General features: G+C 52.9%; 13 protein-coding genes and 1 riboswitch. Of the genes, 7 read left to right on the forward strand and 6 right to left on the reverse strand.

Going from position 1 to position 18,096, the window contains the following annotated elements:
* Position 1: 1 nt before the first annotated feature.
* Positions 2-1,150, forward strand: a complete 1,149-nt coding sequence (locus tag R5H23_RS13005; protein WP_317215684.1) for a glycosyltransferase family 1 protein — start codon at positions 2-4, stop codon at positions 1,148-1,150.
* Between the two features lie 68 nt (positions 1,151-1,218).
* Here the strand turns inward: R5H23_RS13005 and R5H23_RS13010 are convergent, their stop codons facing one another.
* From R5H23_RS13010 to R5H23_RS13020, 3 genes are read right to left on the reverse strand one after another with little or no spacing between them, the layout of a single operon-like run.
* The gene (locus R5H23_RS13010; RefSeq protein WP_317215686.1) at positions 1,219-2,433 is read right to left on the reverse strand and encodes a glycosyltransferase family 1 protein; all 1,215 of its coding nucleotides are present in this window, start codon (positions 2,431-2,433) and stop codon (positions 1,219-1,221) included.
* A complete protein-coding gene (locus R5H23_RS13015) occupies positions 2,430-3,797 on the reverse strand; it encodes a capsular biosynthesis protein (RefSeq protein ID WP_317215687.1) in 1,368 nt (455 codons plus the stop codon). The genes R5H23_RS13010 and R5H23_RS13015 overlap by 4 nt, the downstream gene beginning before the upstream one ends.
* Positions 3,794-5,512 carry a hypothetical protein gene (locus tag R5H23_RS13020; protein WP_317215688.1) on the reverse strand — a complete coding sequence of 573 codons (1,719 nt, stop codon included), beginning with the start codon at positions 5,510-5,512 and terminating at the stop codon, positions 3,794-3,796. The genes R5H23_RS13015 and R5H23_RS13020 overlap by 4 nt, the downstream gene beginning before the upstream one ends.
* A 262-nt stretch (positions 5,513-5,774) precedes the next feature.
* On the opposite strand from R5H23_RS13020, the gene R5H23_RS13025 reads away from it, so the two are divergent.
* Positions 5,775-7,025, forward strand: a complete 1,251-nt coding sequence (locus R5H23_RS13025) for an LTA synthase family protein (RefSeq protein WP_317215690.1) — start codon at positions 5,775-5,777, stop codon at positions 7,023-7,025.
* 40 nt (positions 7,026-7,065) lie between these two features.
* Here the strand turns inward: R5H23_RS13025 and galE are convergent, their stop codons facing one another.
* On the reverse strand, positions 7,066-8,052 hold the full coding sequence (gene galE / locus R5H23_RS13030) for a UDP-glucose 4-epimerase GalE (protein WP_317215692.1): 987 nt from the start codon (positions 8,050-8,052) through the stop codon (positions 7,066-7,068).
* Between the two features lie 353 nt (positions 8,053-8,405).
* Between galE and R5H23_RS13035 the strand changes: the two genes are divergently transcribed.
* Genes R5H23_RS13035 through R5H23_RS13050 form a run of 4 tightly spaced genes read left to right on the forward strand, consistent with a single transcriptional unit; the run spans position 8,406 to position 12,616 of the window.
* Positions 8,406-10,589: a TonB-dependent siderophore receptor gene (locus tag R5H23_RS13035; protein WP_317215693.1), complete on the forward strand. Its 2,184-nt coding sequence runs from the start codon at positions 8,406-8,408 to the stop codon at positions 10,587-10,589.
* Positions 10,543-10,866 (forward strand): hypothetical protein, encoded by a 324-nt coding sequence (locus tag R5H23_RS13040; RefSeq protein ID WP_317215694.1) that lies wholly within the window; start codon positions 10,543-10,545, stop codon positions 10,864-10,866. Before R5H23_RS13035 ends, R5H23_RS13040 begins: the two co-directional genes overlap by 47 nt.
* Positions 10,863-12,326, forward strand: coding sequence for a PepSY-associated TM helix domain-containing protein (locus R5H23_RS13045; RefSeq protein ID WP_317215695.1), 1,464 nt, complete (start codon positions 10,863-10,865; stop codon positions 12,324-12,326). The genes R5H23_RS13040 and R5H23_RS13045 overlap by 4 nt, the downstream gene beginning before the upstream one ends.
* Positions 12,323-12,616: a hypothetical protein gene (locus tag R5H23_RS13050; RefSeq protein WP_252350108.1), complete on the forward strand. Its 294-nt coding sequence runs from the start codon at positions 12,323-12,325 to the stop codon at positions 12,614-12,616. Before R5H23_RS13045 ends, R5H23_RS13050 begins: the two co-directional genes overlap by 4 nt.
* A 2-nt stretch (positions 12,617-12,618) precedes the next feature.
* Here R5H23_RS13050 and R5H23_RS13055 read toward each other — a convergent pair whose 3' ends face one another.
* On the reverse strand, positions 12,619-13,935 hold the full coding sequence (locus R5H23_RS13055; RefSeq protein WP_317215696.1) for a voltage-gated chloride channel family protein: 1,317 nt from the start codon (positions 13,933-13,935) through the stop codon (positions 12,619-12,621).
* A 36-nt stretch (positions 13,936-13,971) separates the two neighbouring features.
* A riboswitch (Fluoride riboswitch) is annotated at positions 13,972-14,053 on the reverse strand.
* A 105-nt stretch (positions 14,054-14,158) separates the two neighbouring features.
* On the reverse strand, positions 14,159-16,543 hold the full coding sequence (locus tag R5H23_RS13060) for a TonB-dependent receptor (RefSeq protein ID WP_211516253.1): 2,385 nt from the start codon (positions 16,541-16,543) through the stop codon (positions 14,159-14,161).
* Between the two features lie 346 nt (positions 16,544-16,889).
* Between R5H23_RS13060 and R5H23_RS13065 the strand changes: the two genes are divergently transcribed.
* Positions 16,890-17,978 (forward strand): purine nucleoside permease, encoded by a 1,089-nt coding sequence (locus R5H23_RS13065; protein ID WP_317215697.1) that lies wholly within the window; start codon positions 16,890-16,892, stop codon positions 17,976-17,978.
* Positions 17,979-18,096 lie beyond the last annotated feature (118 nt).

The following is an 18,096-nucleotide window of genomic DNA, read 5'->3' on the forward strand; positions in this document are numbered from 1 at the left end:
AATGCGGATTGGACTTGATACCCGCAATACGGGCCGTGCTGGTGGCACGGGCGTTGCAACATACGCGGCGACTTTAGGAGAAGCCTACAACGAGGCAGGCATTCGCCCGGCGTGGCTGCATGATGACATGGCCACAAACGCAAATGTTCATAACTTTCCCCAGAAAATCAAACGCCTCGTCCGTAGCACTTGGCCCAATAGTTGCGTCCAGCAGACAGGTGACGGCTATATTGGTCACGACCTTTATCGAACAGCCGAAATAAGGGACCGGACGCTTCATAGGCCGATTTCCATAAAAGCTGACGTGCCACCGGATCTGATGCACTGGACCTATCCGGTTCCCCTGCAGTGGCCAGGCATTCCCAATGTGGTGACGATCCACGACATTATTCCACTGCTCCACCCTGAGTTCAGCGACACTCCGGTCAAGCGCCTTCATAGACGTCTGAAATTCTGGTGTGACAATGCTGATGCCATTGTCACGGTTTCAGAAGCGGTCCGGCAGGATCTGATTCGTTTTTTCGGGCTACCTCCGGAAAAAATCAGCATGCTGTCTCAATCGGTTTCGTTTCCAACAGACCTCATGGCTGAAGCGCTGACTGTCGATGCTCCTTGTCCAAAAGACGGTTTTCTTTACTTCGGCACGATTGAACGTCGCAAAAATGTTGGACGACTGATCGAAGCCCATGGCCGCTCTGGAACAACTCGCCCTTTGACCCTGATCGGCGCTTTAGGATTTGGGGGAGCAGAAGAGCTTCATGCCCTCAAGCATCATCCAGTTCCTGAGCGCGTGCAGATCCTGCCCTGGTGCAGCCGCCCGGCATTAGTTCGCGCGATCAAAGAAGCACGATGCGTCGCTTTTCCGTCTCTGGCTGAAGGGTTTGGTTTGCCTATTCTGGAGGCCATGCTTCTAGGCACCCCTGTTTTGACCAGCCTGGGGCATGCAACAGAGGAAATTTCAGGAACGTCAGCACTTCTTGTAGACAGCACAAACGTAGAGGCATTGGCTGAAGGCATTAAAACGCTCGATCAAGACGATGCTGTATGGGCGGCTCTTTCATCTTCAGGCCGAAAACGTGCACAAGACTTTGCTATTGAACCCTATGCGCTACGCATGAAGAAATTCTACCAAACCCTGCTGGATGGGTGATCGTCCGCGATAGAAAACCAATCATCTAGCAGTTATTTTTAAATGGAATTTCGATAAATACTTTCAGATTACTGTATCAGTGAAAGTGCTTGCGCTACGCTCTCTTCCCAGGAAAGGGTGCAGAAGCTTTCTGTCTGTAACTTATGGTCTGTCCTGTCACACCCCGAAGTAGCGTAACGCATAATCGCGTCCAACCACGCCGGCCCGTCCAGAGGGTCGAGATAGCTTGCCGCACATCCTCCGACCTCTCGTAAAACTGGAATATCGGAACAGAGAGCTGGCACGCCCAGCGACAAAGCTTCCGCAAGCGGAAGCCCAAAACCTTCGACAAATGATGGGAACAGGAGCCCGGAGCTGCCTTTCAGAAGGGTTTGAACCATCGTGTCAGGCAATGACTGGCACTCAATGACGTGTCCCTTGAGGGCTGGTGCGCGATCTAGAAGATCAAGAATATTCTCGTTCTCCCAGCCACGCTTTCCTACGATTACCAGTACAGGTGCCGAGGATGGTGCCTGTTCAACAAGACGACGCCAAACATTGAGCAAGAGAAGATGGTTCTTACGGGGCTCAATGGTGCCCAGACATACAAAATAGGGTCGTCCTTTGAGCTGATCGCAAAGTGATGCATCCAGTTCCATCGTGCGTGTATGGAGGTGAGGAGCATCGACCCCGTGAAGAACTGCGTGGACTGGAATATCGACTGAGAGTTCCGTCAGATGTCGACAGACCGTTTCCTTCACGTAGTGCGACGGTACAATAATGGAATCGGCATAACGTGCGACTGTCTTGAGACGGATTTCATGCCGCGCAGGCTCTCTCGGGCGAGAATATTCCGGGTAGTCTATCGGAATAAGGTCATGAATCATTATCACGAAACGAGCCCCTGTCTGCCTGAGAAAGGCACCGACCACTTTAGGGCGTGTCAGATGATGATGTGAAACATTAAGGTATATTGTGCCAGAGGCCATTGTCGCAGGTCGATGCCAGAACAGGCCACGATTAATCGCACCGCATAGACGTGCAGCCGGCCGGCCAGAACCAGATTGTCCCCACTGAAGTTCCAGCGCCTGTATGAAGCGCCGTGCCGTGGCCTGGTCAATCATTCCCATCACACCAATTGGGTGCATGGCACAAAAGCGCGTTTGCTCTGATGCATGAGCCAACAGGTATCGCGCATAGGCCAGCTCGACCCGATCAATACCCGTTGGCACACTTGCTCCCGAACGGGAAAGAAGGCGCGAAATATCCAGAAGAAACGTAGGTATTGCCTGACTTTCCTTCACTCAGGAGCCCCTACTGCGTCTGCGACTTTTTCTGAAAGACGTAAGAGCGGACGACTCATTCCATGCCAGAATTCATGCCCTTCCTCAGTCGCCCGTGTCTGAAATAGTTGAGGCGAATGTCGTTCAAGTTTCGCCACGACACCCCGCACCAGCTTGGACATCGCTTCGTCTGAGAAAAAGCCACCGGCGACAAGACAGTATTCGACCAGAACGCGCCTGAATGCAGCGAAAAGCTCCATATCCGGCTTTTCTGGCGCCCTCCAGAATGCGTCGAGTGTTCCCTCGTATGTAATGCCGGGAATATTGTAGATGGCCTGCCCCAGCGTAATAACCGGAATACCTTCTGCCAGCGCCAATGTCCCAGTCGTACTATTGATTGTGATGACGCCTTCAGCTTGCTTGACCAGCAAGGCAATATCACCCCCCTCGATAAAGCCAATCCGCCCGAGCACTCCATGACGGCGTCCGGAGCACGCAATAATATGCCGCCAATCGCGCAGACCATTATCCAGGGGATGCTGCTTGATGATCAGCCGCATATTTGCCGGTGCGTGAGCCGCAAAGGAAGAAATGACGTATTCAATCGCCTCCTGCATGCCACCAAAGCCCGAATGGAGACGGACCTGAGCATCCGCATCCAACTGGAGAGGAAAGAGCATATAAGGCGCTTTACAGGCCTCAAGCCTGCTCAGAACTTTCTTCGTACGTTCGGCAACAGCCTTACGACGCGAAAACCGCTTCAGCCAGCCCATTCCCTCAACAAGGGGATGCCACGGACGATGGTTTGTCCAATGCGGGAAATACCATCTCAAAAGAAGGTCCGCAGTATTATAGGCAATACCTTCCGCTGCGCGCCTTTGAAAAGAGGATGGCACAGAGCTATGAGGGGGCTGGGGAGGAAGCAATTGTGCTTCCACGCGGTAATAGTCGGGATCCCGCGGCAAACGCGAGTGGCCGTTCACGCCCCCAAGTTCAAGCGTCACCCAGTCCGGCCTGAGATACCCTTCTTCAAAGACATGCATCGGAATTTGGAGCTCTTCACAGACCTTCGCCGCGGCCATGTGATGCAGGCGACAGTCTCCGAAAATAACGACATCCGTAATTTCGCGTTGCACAATGAAATTACGCAGAAAATCAGGCCAGTCTTCAAGGCTTCCCCGATAGTCCACACCACCGGGGAGGCGCCAGAAAAGCTTGTCTCCGCCATTGAAGTTAATTTTGGAGACTTTGTAGCCATCCGCCAGCAGGGCGTCTCCGACGCGCTCAAAAAACGGCCCCATTAATCCCTGTAGAAACAGGAAATTCCGCGTTTTCAGAGGTTTGAGATGTTTCTTGCCGAAGTGGCTATCGCCCGGTGCCTTCATTTCGGCCAGATCCTCATGCGTGTATATTGCATTTTCCTACGTAAACGACCTTGCAATCTTCGTAAACGCACAGTGAAAGATGTTGTCCATATTGTTGGGTCTGAAAGTCTCTCAACAAGAACTTCAGGCCCACAGGGTGTTCGGGTGACCGGATCCAAATAAAGCGGATAGAGAATGAGCGCCCCTGCTACAAGCTCTTCCGGCTGCAGATTTCGTCCCCTACGGCCGGTGCTCGGAGCCAGATCGCACGTCAGCCCCCATCCTGCGTAGAATGGATTTCCATAAGTCGTTACCGCACGCCTCCGTAACAACGCTTCGAAGCCTGCAAGCGACGTCATGGTGTGAACTTCGTCTACCTGAGCAATCAAAGAGACCATTGGGCCTCCTCGTGCGATCTCATCTGCATACTGCAGGGCGATATCATCTCTGACTGCACCGGGGCGATGACCGGCATCCACATCCGGGTGAGGACGAAAAACAATGTGCGCATCGGGCATCCGATCACGAACATTACGAAGCAAGGAGAGGTTGTCGCTGACGTCCCCACAGCCCAACCGAATGGACAGATCGTTACTGACCTGCCCCGGCACCAGAATAACCGTCTTCCCGGCAGGACGTGAAAGCAAGGAACCAACGTCAGCCGTACTCCCGTATTTGGAGACATTCCGCGCTACGAGTGTGTCAATCAAATGGCGAGCACGAGCCCGAAGGCTGTCATCGAAAGAAGTCTCCATCAGGATCTTTTCAAGATCACTGGGGCGAGAAGGATCAAAATAGATGCCCGACCGATCGAGCACGATAGAACAGGGGGGAAGAAGATCACTTCCGAGCCCGACGGAACGCAGAAAGCCATCTTCAACCTGGCAAATACCCACACCCTGAGCCTTTGCCTTATTTTTCAGTCCAGACGGGATACGGCTGGACCAGGCCGCAATTACTCCTTTGCGACGTTGCGCTTCGCTCAAAGCGCCATACATGGAATGCCGAAAAAAGATCCTCTTTCGGCTCACATTGAAAAACTCGCGAATACGCTCGCGTTTCCACCATGCCATGCCAACGCAGACCGCCACATCCCGCGTCCGCTCCCAGGCACGGCGGTCGTCAGAAACGATCCTTACCGCTTCGGTTAGATCGATTGACCTGCCATCGAACGGGCTACGCCAGGAAATAGCTTGTGTCAGCCATTCGAGAGCCATGGTTTTGGAAAATACGCCCTCGCCTTCTTCAGGAGACCATATTCTCACTAACCGACCATAAACTGCACCTAGAAGCGCTACGTCGTCCCGACCCGTTGTCCAGACTTCATCAACCTGTTCAAGCATGCTGTGCGGGTCCACCTGAGACACAACATGGCCGCCTGCGGCTCTGATCGCATCGGCATGATGCAAATGCAGGGAAATAACGACGACTTTCCGTGCATCTACCTGAGCCGTAACATGTTTCCACAAACTCCAGGCAAAAGCCGCGTCTGCTGGCAGCGACAGGAGAGTATTGCGCTCAGCGGAAAGCACTACTGACGGTAACCAGAAAGCTCCCCCAATCTTTGCACGCCGGATGTCATGCAGGATCGATGCAGCAGAATGACGTAGATTTTCGCCAGAGAATGAGGAGATACATCCCAGTTCAACATCCTTGCTCTCGGCCCTTGGCGGTCGCCTGAGCAAGACCGAGTCAATCGTAGAGCCTGTGCTTGATGGATGAAATCTCATAGACATGCTTTCTAACTGAAAGCCTGCTGCATCCGAAAGCCGATTTCGAATTCATGATTTATCTTTTTTCTGCGTCGTTTCTGTGAAGAACTTTCTGTTCTCCCTTTGCTGCACGGTCGTACTTTCGATCTTATTTGACAGATTCATTCGGCCAGACCGCAGTGGCTGGCGCGGATACACACTTCATACCCTATCTATCCTGACTTTTTACGGCGCAACACTTGCGTTGACAGGGGGCTTTTGGGTTGCCTGCGTTCTCACGGACGCATTGTTTCTAGCCCTTGTCATTGCTTCCAACATCAAGTTTCGAGTGTTGGGCGAACCCTTAGTTTTCTCTGACCTGGCGGTCGCTGCCTCATTCCTGCGTTATCCACGCTTTTATCTTGCTGCGATCCCGACCTTTCTGAAGATTATCTTAATACCTGCTGCATTGCTCATCTTCGGATGCGTCATCGCGTTTTCTTCTACTGCACTTACAGCTCATTTCGGCGGGTTGCTGATACTGCTGATCTCTATCCTGGGCCTCAGTGCTGGCTGGAAATTTTACTGGCGTTCCACTGTTATGTTGCGGCCTGATCTTGAAGCAGACATCGTGCGATGCGGATTACTTCCGGTATTGCTCATTTACACGCTCAGATGGCGAGCAACACCGTCACCGGCCCCTGCCCAGCCACTGCCCGCGCGGGAACCAGATACAGACCCGGCACCCTTTCTGGTCATCGTACAGTGTGAGTCCTTTGCAGATCCCAAAGATCTAGTTCCCAACCATCCACTTGCTCCCCTCAATAACTTTGAGCGACTGAAGAAAAATTCCAATTATTATGGGGCGCTCTCCGTCAGCGGTTTCGGCGCATACACAATGCGCACGGAATATGCTGTGCTCTGTGGGCGCAGTGAGGAGGAGCTTGGTTTTCGAGCCTTTGACCCTTTTCTTACAGCTCAGGATGAGCATACCTTTGGGTTACCAAATCGGCTTGCGGCCCTTTATGAAAAACGGCTTTTCGTCCATCCTCACGATCTCAGGTTCTACGGTCGAGATCGCCTAATGCCTGCGTTAGGCTTTACCACACTCGTCGGCCCAGATGATTTTGTACACGCTGAAACAGCCGGTCCCTACATCAGCGACAAAGCAATCGGTGACTATCTTCACGACCGCATAGTGTCGGCTGAAAAGCCGGAACTGATTTACGTCGTGACCATGGAAAATCATGGCCCATGGGACGCAGGCCGCCTGGATGCCCCAGATGCTCTAACGGCCTGGGAACGCCACGCTCGAAATGGTGACGCTTTATTGGGGAATCTGGACCGTACATTGCGTAACTGCGGGCGCCCCGCACATCTCATATTTTTCGGCGACCACCGCCCTTCAATTCCGGGATACGTTACGCCTTCAAAAATACGGTCAACGCCTTTTATTTCTCTTTCCTATAATACTCACGAAAGTGAGAAATTTTTCAAGAATCTCACAATACACCCCTCAGAATTACAAGATATGATTTTAAAAATTCTTGCAAAATAAAATTAATTATAAATATAGAATATACAACTTCCTAATACATTTAATTTTCATATCCATCTGGGTGTTTTTTCCGCCATTGCATGGCCGTATCAACAATACTGTCGAGATCACTAAACCTCGGCGTCCAGCCGGTTTCTTTTCGAAACGTATTAGAATTCGCTATAAGCATTGCAGGATCTCCTCCACGACGAGGAGCAGCCTCCCATAGGACTTTTTTCCCACTGACCCGCTCTACGCTCTGGATAATTTCCAAATTTGAATACCCACGCCCAGTGCCGATATTATAAGCCACGCTCCGGTTATCGAGCTGACACAACGCACGGATATGTGCGTCAGCAAGGTCGGTAACGTGAATATAATCGCGAATACAGGAACCGTCCCGAGTAGGGTAATCTATGCCAAAAAGCTTAAGCGCAGGACGCCGCCCCAATGCTACATCGATAGTCAATGGAATAAGATGTGTTTCGGGATTATGGTCTTCGCCGGCACGTCCCGCTGGATCAGCCCCAGCAGCATTGAAATATCGAAGTGTCGCACTTCTTAAGCCGTGAATAGCATCTGCCCAATGCAAAACGCGCTCAATGAAAAACTTGCTCTCACCGTAAGGCGATCCAGGCTGCACCGCAGCATTCTCTGGAATAGGCTCCAACCGCTCAGGTCCACCAAAGAGTGAAGCGGTCGAAGAAAAAATAAATTTCTTAACTTTATTGTCGATACAGGCCTGTATGAGATTTAACGAAGTCAGATAATTCTGACGTAAATAATGCAAGGGTTCACGCATGCTGTCTGCGACAACTGAAAGTGCCGCAAAATGCATCACGCCATCCCAAGGTCCTTGCGCAACGATTTTAGCTGTTGCGGAAAAATCCAGAAGATCGACCTGGTGAAAGCCGACACTGTCCGGCAGAGCCGCACGATGGCCAGTACTCAGGTTATCAAGAACGACAACATCGTGACCGCCATCGAGCAGAGCAAGAACGACGTGACTACCGACAAAACCGGCTCCGCCAACAATCAGGAAACGCATCCAGGCTACCCAGAAATTATGTAAATTACACGATACAAAAATATTCCCAGCTCACAAATACCAGAAATATTTTTTCGAGCATATAAAAACAAACTGCCACCACGCTCAAATAAAAAATAACTAAAAATACTATAAATCAGAAAATTTCTAATATAAATGGAAATAAGAAAACATATTACAAACAATAATAATTACGAACAAATAACATAGTTCATCGTCAAAATTTTTAACCTGAACCTACTCACCCACAATGCTCACCCGAAAACAATAATTTTTTCAAAAAATTCTTATTGCGAATAATTATCATTTGAATGATAGTCCCGCTTCCTTCATCAAGCCACCGCGTGAGTCCCGTGCCCAGCAATTCCCGAATTACCCCTGCTATTGCCGGTTTGTGCATTGTTTTCAGCCACGCTCACGCCGCTGACCAGACAACGACAACAACCCCATCAGACAACCATACGAACAGGAAATCGACATCCACTCCTGCCAAGATGGAGCATATCTCCGTACGGGCACGCAGAATGGCGACCGTGGCGACGTCTGCAACGAAATCGGATACGCCACTGATCGAGACGGCTCAGTCTGTCACGGTCATTACACGTAATGAGATGGACGTTCGGGGCGTTCTGAACCTCAATCAGGCCGTCCGCTATACAGCCGGCGTCACTGCGGACCAGCGCGGCGGTGCAGTTGGCACGCGTTACGATCTGTTTGCCCTCCGCGGCTTCTCCGTCCCAACGTTTCTGGATGGATTGAAACTTCAGGACAGCCCCACAGGGTACGCCGTGGCGCAGACCGATACATCACGTCTGGATCGGGTTGAAATTCTCAAAGGCCCCGCGTCTGCACTGTATGGCCAATCCAGTCCCGGCGGCCTGACGGCCCTCTCCAGCAAACTACCGACCGACCAGCGCTTCTACGGCGGGATCAATACAACGGGAGGCATGTTCGACCTTTATCGCGTCGATGCAGATGTCGGCGGGTATGCAACAGACAATGGGTTTGTTCGGTACCGTCTCTACGGCACCGTCAATGGGCAACATACACAGTTAACCCGCACAGGAAGCCGCCGCTTCTCCATCAGCCCTGCGGTGACCTTTGGCGGGAATGGGCCAACAACTCTCACACTGCTTGGGAATTACCAGTACGACCCTGAGAACGGGACTTATGGTGGCGTCCCATTGGTAGGCTCGCTCAAGCGGGCGTCATACGGCTATCTGCCCAGAAACTTCTATGACGGTGATTCATCCTTCGAAAAATACAATCGTCGCCAAGGGGCCATCACCTACATCTTCAATCATACATTCAATAATGACTGGAGCTTCACATCTCGCGGCCGTTACGACGATGTGAAGACCCAATACCGCAGCGTCTATGACATGGGGTATTATGTCAGCGACGATACGCTGGCCCGCTCAGCAATCGAGACATACGAGCACACCCATAACCTGGCGTTTGACAGCCAGTTCAAAGGCAAAGTCCGGACAGGCCCGCTGCAGCACACGCTGATGTTCGGTTTTGATTACATGCAGCAGAGCGCGACAGAAGTCGGATTTTACGGCGCAGCACCTGACCTGAACGTCTTTCATCCAAACTACAAAATGGCCATTGATCCGATGTCTCCATGGGTCAACTATCGGACGGACTCCCATCAGGTGGGCGCTTATGGGCAGGATGAGATCCGCTGGGACCGCCTGATCCTGACGGGCAGCATCCGCAACGACTGGTATCGCTCCCATCAGGTTGAATCCAACTACAATTCAGACAGCCGTCAGAGCCCCAGCCAGATTACCTGGCGCGCCTCCGGCCTCTATCATTTTGATTTCGGCCTTGCGCCGTACATCAGCTATTCGACATCTTTCCAACCACAGTCTGGCGCAGTGTCCAGCGATGGCGGAAAGACGATGCATCAGGCTGCCCCGTCTCTCGGAAAGCAGCTTGAGGGCGGCGTGAAATATCAGGTTCCAGGAACCAGCATCCTGCTGACAGCAACCGGTTTTCACATCGAGCAAACCAACGTTCTGGTTGCTGTCGGAAACACGGGTTACAGCACCGCCAGTGGTCTGGTTCATTCAGATGGTTTCGAGTTCGAAGCACATGCTGAGCCATATAAGAACCTGATGGTCACAGCATCCGTCAGCTTCCAGAAAGTCCATGACGATTCAACCGGCAAGCCCCTGATGCAGTCGGGCAAAGGGAATTCCTCGCTGTTTGTTTTCTACACGATGCCATCCGGCCCTCTGAAGGGCTTCGGCTTTGGTGGCGGTATGCGATATTCTGCCAAGACCTATGGTGGCGAAGCATCCTATGGCAGCGTCTGGATTCCGCAGTATGCACTCTTTGACGGTTCCATCCGCTACGATCTCAACAACCTGTCCCACAGACTGCATGGCTGGACAGTTGCTGCCAGTGTCCGCAACCTGTTTGATAAGAACTATGTGGCGAACTGCCTTGCTTACGCCTCTTACAATCAGGAATTCTGCTATTATGGCGAACGCCGCAACGCACAGGCGAGCGTTGGCTACACCTGGTAAGTCCGGTCCGGCGCGCCAGCATCTGACATTGCGTTTACTGGCAGCACTCCCCGGCGGATACGCATTGTCAGCGCTTGGAGGGATCTGCCTGAGCCTCTGGCTCCCCCTCTCCCGCGCAGATTGCGCTATGGCCGGCATCCTTGTCGGCCTGCTGGTCTGGCCAGCTACGTTCATGGCCTGCTTTGGCGTTGCCGATGGACGCAAAGCTTTTGGCGTCACGCTGCTTGCAACACTCCTCACTGGAGGACTGGCTCTTTTAGAGGGCTGGAGGCCGTGAAAAGCAATTTTCGCGCCTCCATGGCCTGGCTGCACACAGGCCTTGGGCTGATAACAGGATGGGTTCTTTTCGCAATTGCCCTGTCTGGAACGCTCAGTGTGTTCCGGCAGGAAATCAGCGTCTGGATGCGGCCGGAACTGAGCGCCACCAGTATCTCCCCCATTGAAGCAAGCGCTCACGCTGTAGAGTGGCTCACACAGAATGCCCCGACATCTCCGGCATGGTATCTGAATGCACCAACACAGCAGGAGCCATTCACGCTAGCGGTCTGGTCTGACCCCAAGGGCGTGTATTTGCAGAAAGCACTCAGCCCACAAACCGGCAGCCCTGACGGCATTCGACAAACCTTTGGCGGCGAGTTTTTCTACCGCTTCCATTTCGAGCTTCAACTCCCCTACCCGTTTGGGCGCCTGATCGCGGCCATCGCCGCGCTGGCCCTTGTCGTCGGCCTAGTTTCCGGCGTCATTATTCACCGCAGGGTCTTCGCGGATTTCTTCACATTCCGCCCTAGGAAGGGACAAAGAAGCTGGCTGGACGCACATAATCTTCTCGGCGTTCTAGCGCTACCATTTCATCTTATGATCTCCTTCACAGGCGCCGTTACGCTCGGAACCCTGCTTCTTCCGTGGAGCACCCAGGCCGTTTACAAACATGACCTGATGGCCACTTACACGGACCTGAATCCGGCCCTCGATGCCCGTCCGCCCAGCGGCCATCCGGGCCATCTTGCGCCCATCCTTCCCATTCTTCAGGATGCGGAAAAACGCATCGGTGAAGCCGGCATCGCACAGATCTATATCTTCAACCCGACCGATCAGGCGTCAGTCATCACCATCACATCAGGCAACACGAATACCGTCAGCACGACATCCCACACCCTGAATTTTGATGGCACGAACGGCCATCTTCTCAGCGAACATGTCGAAAAGCGGCCGCTCATTGGTGCTTACACATTCCTGTATGGTCTTCACGTCGCACGTTTTGCGCCAAGTGTGACGCGTTGGCTTTATTTTGTATGCGGACTGATGCTGACGGCCGTCATCGGAAGCGGAATGCGCCTCTGGACGATCAAACGCCTGAGAAGTAACCCTCATCTCGGACACGTACTGACAGAACGCCTGAATGTGGGGGTTCTGGCCGGGCTTTCTCTGGCGTTTGCATCCTATTTTCTTGCAAACCGCATCCTCCCCGCTGGCCTTCCGGGACGGGAAGATCATGAAATTCAGTGCGTTTTCATCATCTGGGCTCTCGCTCTGATTTTCGCCCTGTTCCGTAAATCAGAAGTAGCTTGGACCGAACTTCTGGCTGCTTGCGCTTTGGCATGTCTGGCCATTGCTGCCCTGGGGGCGCCATGGCGTGATAGTGTCAGCGCCGCGACAAGTGTAACGGCCGCACTTTTTGCCGGGTCGTTCGCCTATGCCGCCATCAATACCTATCGCAAGAAAAGACTTTCCCCATGATGGGGGCGACGCTGCTATGTGGGCAGATTTCCATTCTGTTGATGGCCGCGGGTTCTGCTCGTGGCAGCGGAATTTTCTTCAAAAAACACACTTCGGCGTCCTATCTGCTTGGCCTCAGACTGACAGGCTTTGCACTGCTGGGTTTAAGCCTGATGCTTCAGCTCCATGGATCGCAAACGCCCATCATTGATGTCATCACATGGCTTGGCCTGCTCAGCGTAGAAATGTTGCTGGCAGCCCTGCTCTGCACGACATTGAACGCCAAGAAAAATCCACCCCGCCGGAAATAGCTTTACCGACTACAGACATCTCGCAGCGACTGCCCCTGTTCTTTAGAGAAAAGAGCCAGTTTGGGCGTCCCGATCCTTTGGGAAAGATAGATGCCGGTGTGACCGGACACGAGATAGGCGATGAAACAACCAGTCGCGTAATAAATCACATCGGTCGCGCCGAAGAGCTCCACCGCCATGAATGTACAGGCGAGAGGTGTATTGGCCGCCCCGGCAAACACGGCCACGAACCCCACCCCTGCCAGAAGATCAACCGGCACACCCAGCAGAGGGGACAATGCGTTGCCCAAACCCGCCCCGATAAAGAAAAGGGGCGTCACTTCTCCGCCTTTGAAGCCGGTTGCCAATGCGACAAGAGTGAAGACCAATTTCCAGAGCCAGCTCCAGGGATAATATCCAGCCCCAAAGAAGTTCAGAATGCTCGCCCCGCCCTCTAAATGTGAGACAGTGCCGAGGCCAAGGTAATCTCGCGTTCCGAGTATCCAGACCAGCAGCAACGTCAGCACGCCACCAATCGCAGGCCGTATCCAAGCTGATGGGCAAAGGCGCTGGAAGACGCCTGCGAGGCGATGAACACCGTCCGCAAACGCCCGGCTTGCCAGACCGAAACACACGGCAGCAAAACCGACCTTCACCAGCAAAATGGCGTTGACGTGAAACATCGAACCGTCTGCCGCCGCTATCCCCCGAAAACCGACATGATAAACGGCATGATGGATACCCCATGCATGACACGTCCAGTCTGCGACAATCGAGGCCACCGCGACCGGCAACAGAGCCGCATAATCAAGCCGGCCGAGCGTCAGAACTTCCAGTCCAAAAACAGCCCCCGCAACAGGCGTTCCGAAAACGGCACCGAAACCTGCGGCAATCCCCGCCATGAGCAACAGGCGCATGTCCTGCACGTGCAGCCGGAACAGGCGCCCAATTGCGGCGGCGAAGCTTCCTCCGATCTGAACGGCCGTTCCTTCCCGACCAACAGATGCGCCGAAAAGATGACTGACAACCGTTCCAAACAAAACCAAAGGCGCCATGCGGAAAGGGACGCCGCCGCCCGGCTTATGAATTTCATCAATAATCAGGTTATTGCCTGCGGCTGATTTCCCGCCGAACCACTGATACAGCAGCGCAACGCCCACTCCGGCCAGCGGAAGGCCAAAGATCAGCCAAGGGGTCTCAAACCGTATGTACGTAGCCTGGTCCAACAACCAGAGAAACAAGGCACAAACAGATCCGACACTTCCGCCCAGCAGCAGAAGCAGAAAGCCCCATCGCAATGTCGTCACAGCCACGCGGGGGAAATTATGGAAAGCAGGCATCGGACGCAATTCTCCTGTCATGCTTCCGAAGAAGCGAGTTTGACAGGAATCATCAGCATCTCGCGGAGGAGAGCGGTTCGACCAGTATGGTCAGGCAGAATCCATTGCCGTTGTCGAAATGCTAGCGTTCAAAGCCAGCGCTGTCATCCTCGCAATATAAAAAAACGGCCCTCCCTGTTTCCAGGAAGAGCCGTCCTTCTCTCAAATGCGCATCGCCGCCAGATTAGAACCCGACAGAGATGTTCCCCGTCACGCTGAAGCGCGGATAAAGATAATAGGTCGGCGTTCCGCTGGCACTGATCGTACTGCCGTAAACACCCTTGGCTGCCTTGGCATTGGACACGAGGCTATAGGCGCCAGTCCGGACGAAATCGCCGCCCAGATTGCTGAAATTCAGCTGGAATTTCGGTGCCTTGAACCGGCCGTAGGAGTTGAAGCGATAACCCAGTGACAGATTATCCGTCAGATACCCTGGGATTTTCTCGTCGTTCATGAACGTCGAATACTGGGACGACACGTAGCTGACGCTGCCATTCGCAAAGAAATGGCCATCATCATACGTCAGGCCCGCACTCGCATGCACATGCGGAGACTGAACGGCCGTCTTGCCCTTGGTCGGCAGCAGATCACTGACCGTCTGACCATTCAGGGTGCCCGTCGTGAGGATATTGGAATCCATCGTGGCGTTCAGATATTCGACGGAAACATACGGGCTGAGATGGTGCCACGGATGTGCTGAGATCATGAAATCCACACCACGTGCGGTCTGGTTACCCGCGTTAATGGTGGAACTGATGGCCTGATTGTTGATGTAAACACTCGTGGACAACAGACGGTTGGTAATGGAGTAGTTGAACAGCTCCAGATCCGTCATGAAGTAATCGTTATCAAAGCGCCAGCCGAGTTCTTCCTTGATCGAATATTGCGGCTTCGGGTTATACGGATTACCGACATAGCCACCCGTCTGTGCATCATAAACCTGCCCCAGCGATCCCGGATCTGGCATGCGGAAGTCACCTTCGGCATTCACGTAGATCAGATTGTGCTGATCTATCCGATAGCTGATGCCAACCTGCGGCAGAGGCACAACCTGGTTCTGCTCGGTGCGCGGTGTTGACGATGCGCCATTGACCGTCCAGCGATTGATCATGGCAACCTTGATGCCGCCATTCAGCGTCAGGCGATCATGCAGGAACTTGGCCGTATTCTGGAAGAACAGCGAATGGATCTTCCACCCGGCATCCCCTTGATACGGCATATAGCGCGTTCCATTCACATACAGCCCCTTGGAGGTGTTGTACGGGAAGTACTGGCTGCCATTGGTCTGCAACACGGAATACATGTTGTTAACCTGATTATCCTGATAATCGAACCAGTATCCCAGTTCCATATGATCCCAGCTGACCGGATCATAGTTCAGCTTCGCCACCGCCCCGGCGTGCGGACGATAAACGCTGTAGTAGGAGGCGGACGGCACACTGCCAGAAATGGGCGTTCCGCCCTGACCAATGGTCGCGTTACGACCCGCCCCGCTGAAAAGGCTTCCGTTATAGGTATAGCCACCGTTGTAAACGTAATATGGCTTGAAATCGAAAGAGAATTTCGCCGGCAGATGAATGTGGACAGGCAGCGTTACGAAGACCTGATCCCACATATTGCCGTTCAGCATCCCGTATTTTGACGGGTTCGACGGATCATAGCTGGACGAGTAATTATACGTCCCGATCCCGTCTTTCTTGTCATAGAACTGCTTTGCCGTCGGCTTCAGCGGCTCCATCGTGAACTGGTGGTTCCATGAGACAAAAAGGTTAACGGAAGAGCCATCTTCAAAGTCCTTCGCGGCACCGAAATCGAGATGACGACGCTCGTTCGTTCCTGGTCCATTCCAGTTCCGGGCATGTGTATGGGAGAAGGACGCAAACGTGCGGATGCCGGAATTGCCGATGTCACCGCTCTCAACACGAAGGAACTCACGGGACATGTTGTTTGTGCCGTATGAGAAATCCATCAGGCCGCCGAATTTATGCGACGGCGTCATGGTCTGGGAGTCCATGATACCCGCGGCGGCGGATGTTACCGGCAGATCAATGGCAGACGATCCCGGCGTGACGGAGATCATGTTGACGTTTTCAGTATCAACGTTCTGATTCAGGTAATACGCTGTCGCGACAGGCACACCATTCAACAGAATGCCCATGTCTGAATCGGTCAGGCTTCGGCTGTTGATCTTGCCACCAAGAATACCCGAGCTATCGACAGTAGAAACCGTGACGCTGGGCAGGTTCTTGATCATGTCCAGCGCCGTACTGGCCGGGCTCTGCATCTCGATATACTGGCGCGTAACGGTCTGAACCGAGTGCGATGCCATTTCGTGGCGCATCATGCCACCGCCACCATTCAGTGCCTGACGGGACACACGGACAGAAATTGCTTCCGCGTCCTTGGCATCAACAGCCGTGCGATGATGAGCAGGTGCCACGTGAGGATGAACTGGCGCAGCATGCTTACCCCGAGCCTGCGAGACCGCAGCATAGGCTGCTGCATCACAAAATACTCCGGCCAGCACAGTGGCTGTCAGCAGTGTGAGACGTCTGGCACCAAAATTCATCTTCACGCGATCCTAAGATGTGTCATTTGCGGCAGAAAATATTCAGAACGCTGATCAAAACAAGTCAGACGAAGAACTTACTGATCCTATATTTTGAATTTTATTGTGGTTTTTTATCGTATGTGTCTTTTAAATCACACATATAAACAATATATATTTTGATATAATTTATTTATACAACAGTAAATTATCAAATATTCCAATATATACTTTAAAATATTACTGTACCTATAAATGGCATCAATCCGTTGCCTATAATAGAACACCTATCGGAGATGAATATTTCTTTTCGACATCTTTCCTGTATGGTGTCCTCATTATGAGAGCGGAACGACGGTAGAAATACATGAAACTTATCTCTTTTGTGCAACAAATCATGCCATACGCCCTTTCCATGGGCTGCCTGGCCTCACTCGCACTCACAACAACGCCGGCCAAAGCCAAAGAACAGCCTTGGGATATCCGCGCCGTCGTACTCACCACATACGAAATTGGTGAAGATACCGGAGACCGGGCAGGAGAATTCCAGCCCTGGATCGAAGGAGAGCATCTCACAGAGAAGGTTCCGTTCCCGCTCGGCATTCATCCAATCTACACGGATGCACAACATCATCTGTTGGTCGTCGTAACAGGAACACCGATTGCCCCGGCAACGACATCCGTCATGGCCCTCGCAACGGACCCGAGATTCGATCTTCGCCATGCTTACTGGATGGTGGATGGTATTTCCGGCTTTGACCCCACCGTCGCGTCCGTCGGTTCAGTTTCAATCGCGGACTATGTGGTTGGAGACATCACGCGTTACATCGACAAGCGGGAAGCACCGAAAGAATGGCCATACGGCTATTTCATGATCACCGCTCAGAAGCCCAATCAATACGCTCTGTCGGGCGGGGATGCGCCCGATGGCAGCATTCAGCACAATAATGCATTCCAGCTAAATCCGTCTCTGGTGCACTGGGCCTATGACCTGACCCAGACCGTCAAACTGTCTGATCCTCCGCAACTCGAAGCCCAGCGCAAGCTCTACAAACCAACCGACATCGCTGCCGGACGCCCAGCTGTCGTGACGGGTGGAGACTTCGGCTCAGATACCTTCTGGCACGGCAAGATCATGACCGGTTTTGCTCGGGACTGGGTACATCTTCTCACACAGGGCAAGAGCCATTTTGTGTCCAGTGACATGGAAGATTCTGGCATTCTCGAAGCCCTCACACGTCTTGGGCAGGCCGGTCGCGTGGACAGAAGTCGTGTTCTGGTTCTGCGCAGCGCCTCCAATTACACTGAGCAGCCTCAAGGCATGACAGCCGTCCAATCCATGAACAGCGGCTATGACGGAGAAAAAGTAGCCCTGGATAACGGTTACCGTGTGGGTTCCCGCATCATTCATGAACTGCTGCAACACTGGGACAAATTCGGCACCCAAACGCCCTGAAGAAGCTTCATCTTCTGTTGCTGGCACAATATTGCGAAGTCTTGCTGAAGGGTTCATACAGCATGTCAGACTCTCTTTTCCGTGAGAGAGCCTGACATGGAAGCGCCTATCCGCTTCA

The organism is Gluconobacter sp. GP1 (genome assembly GCF_032913585.1).
GTDB classification, from domain to species: Bacteria; Pseudomonadota; Alphaproteobacteria; order Acetobacterales; family Acetobacteraceae; genus Gluconobacter; species Gluconobacter cerinus.

Excerpts from the sequence above, each read along its gene's own strand:
- R5H23_RS13005 (WP_317215684.1), top strand. The coding sequence starts at position 2 with ATGCGGATTGGACTTGATACCCGCAATACGGGCCGTGCTGGTGGCACG.
- R5H23_RS13015 (WP_317215687.1), bottom strand. The coding sequence starts at position 3,797 with ATGAAGGCACCGGGCGATAGCCACTTCGGCAAGAAACATCTCAAACCT.
- R5H23_RS13020 (WP_317215688.1), bottom strand. The coding sequence starts at position 5,512 with ATGTCTATGAGATTTCATCCATCAAGCACAGGCTCTACGATTGACTCG.
- galE (WP_317215692.1), bottom strand. The coding sequence starts at position 8,052 with ATGCGTTTCCTGATTGTTGGCGGAGCCGGTTTTGTCGGTAGTCACGTC.
- R5H23_RS13040 (WP_317215694.1), top strand. The coding sequence starts at position 10,543 with ATGGCGAACGCCGCAACGCACAGGCGAGCGTTGGCTACACCTGGTAAG.
- R5H23_RS13050 (WP_252350108.1), top strand. The coding sequence starts at position 12,323 with ATGATGGGGGCGACGCTGCTATGTGGGCAGATTTCCATTCTGTTGATG.
- R5H23_RS13055 (WP_317215696.1), bottom strand. The coding sequence starts at position 13,935 with ATGCCTGCTTTCCATAATTTCCCCCGCGTGGCTGTGACGACATTGCGA.
- R5H23_RS13060 (WP_211516253.1), bottom strand. The coding sequence starts at position 16,543 with ATGAATTTTGGTGCCAGACGTCTCACACTGCTGACAGCCACTGTGCTG.
- R5H23_RS13065 (WP_317215697.1), top strand. The coding sequence starts at position 16,890 with ATGAAACTTATCTCTTTTGTGCAACAAATCATGCCATACGCCCTTTCC.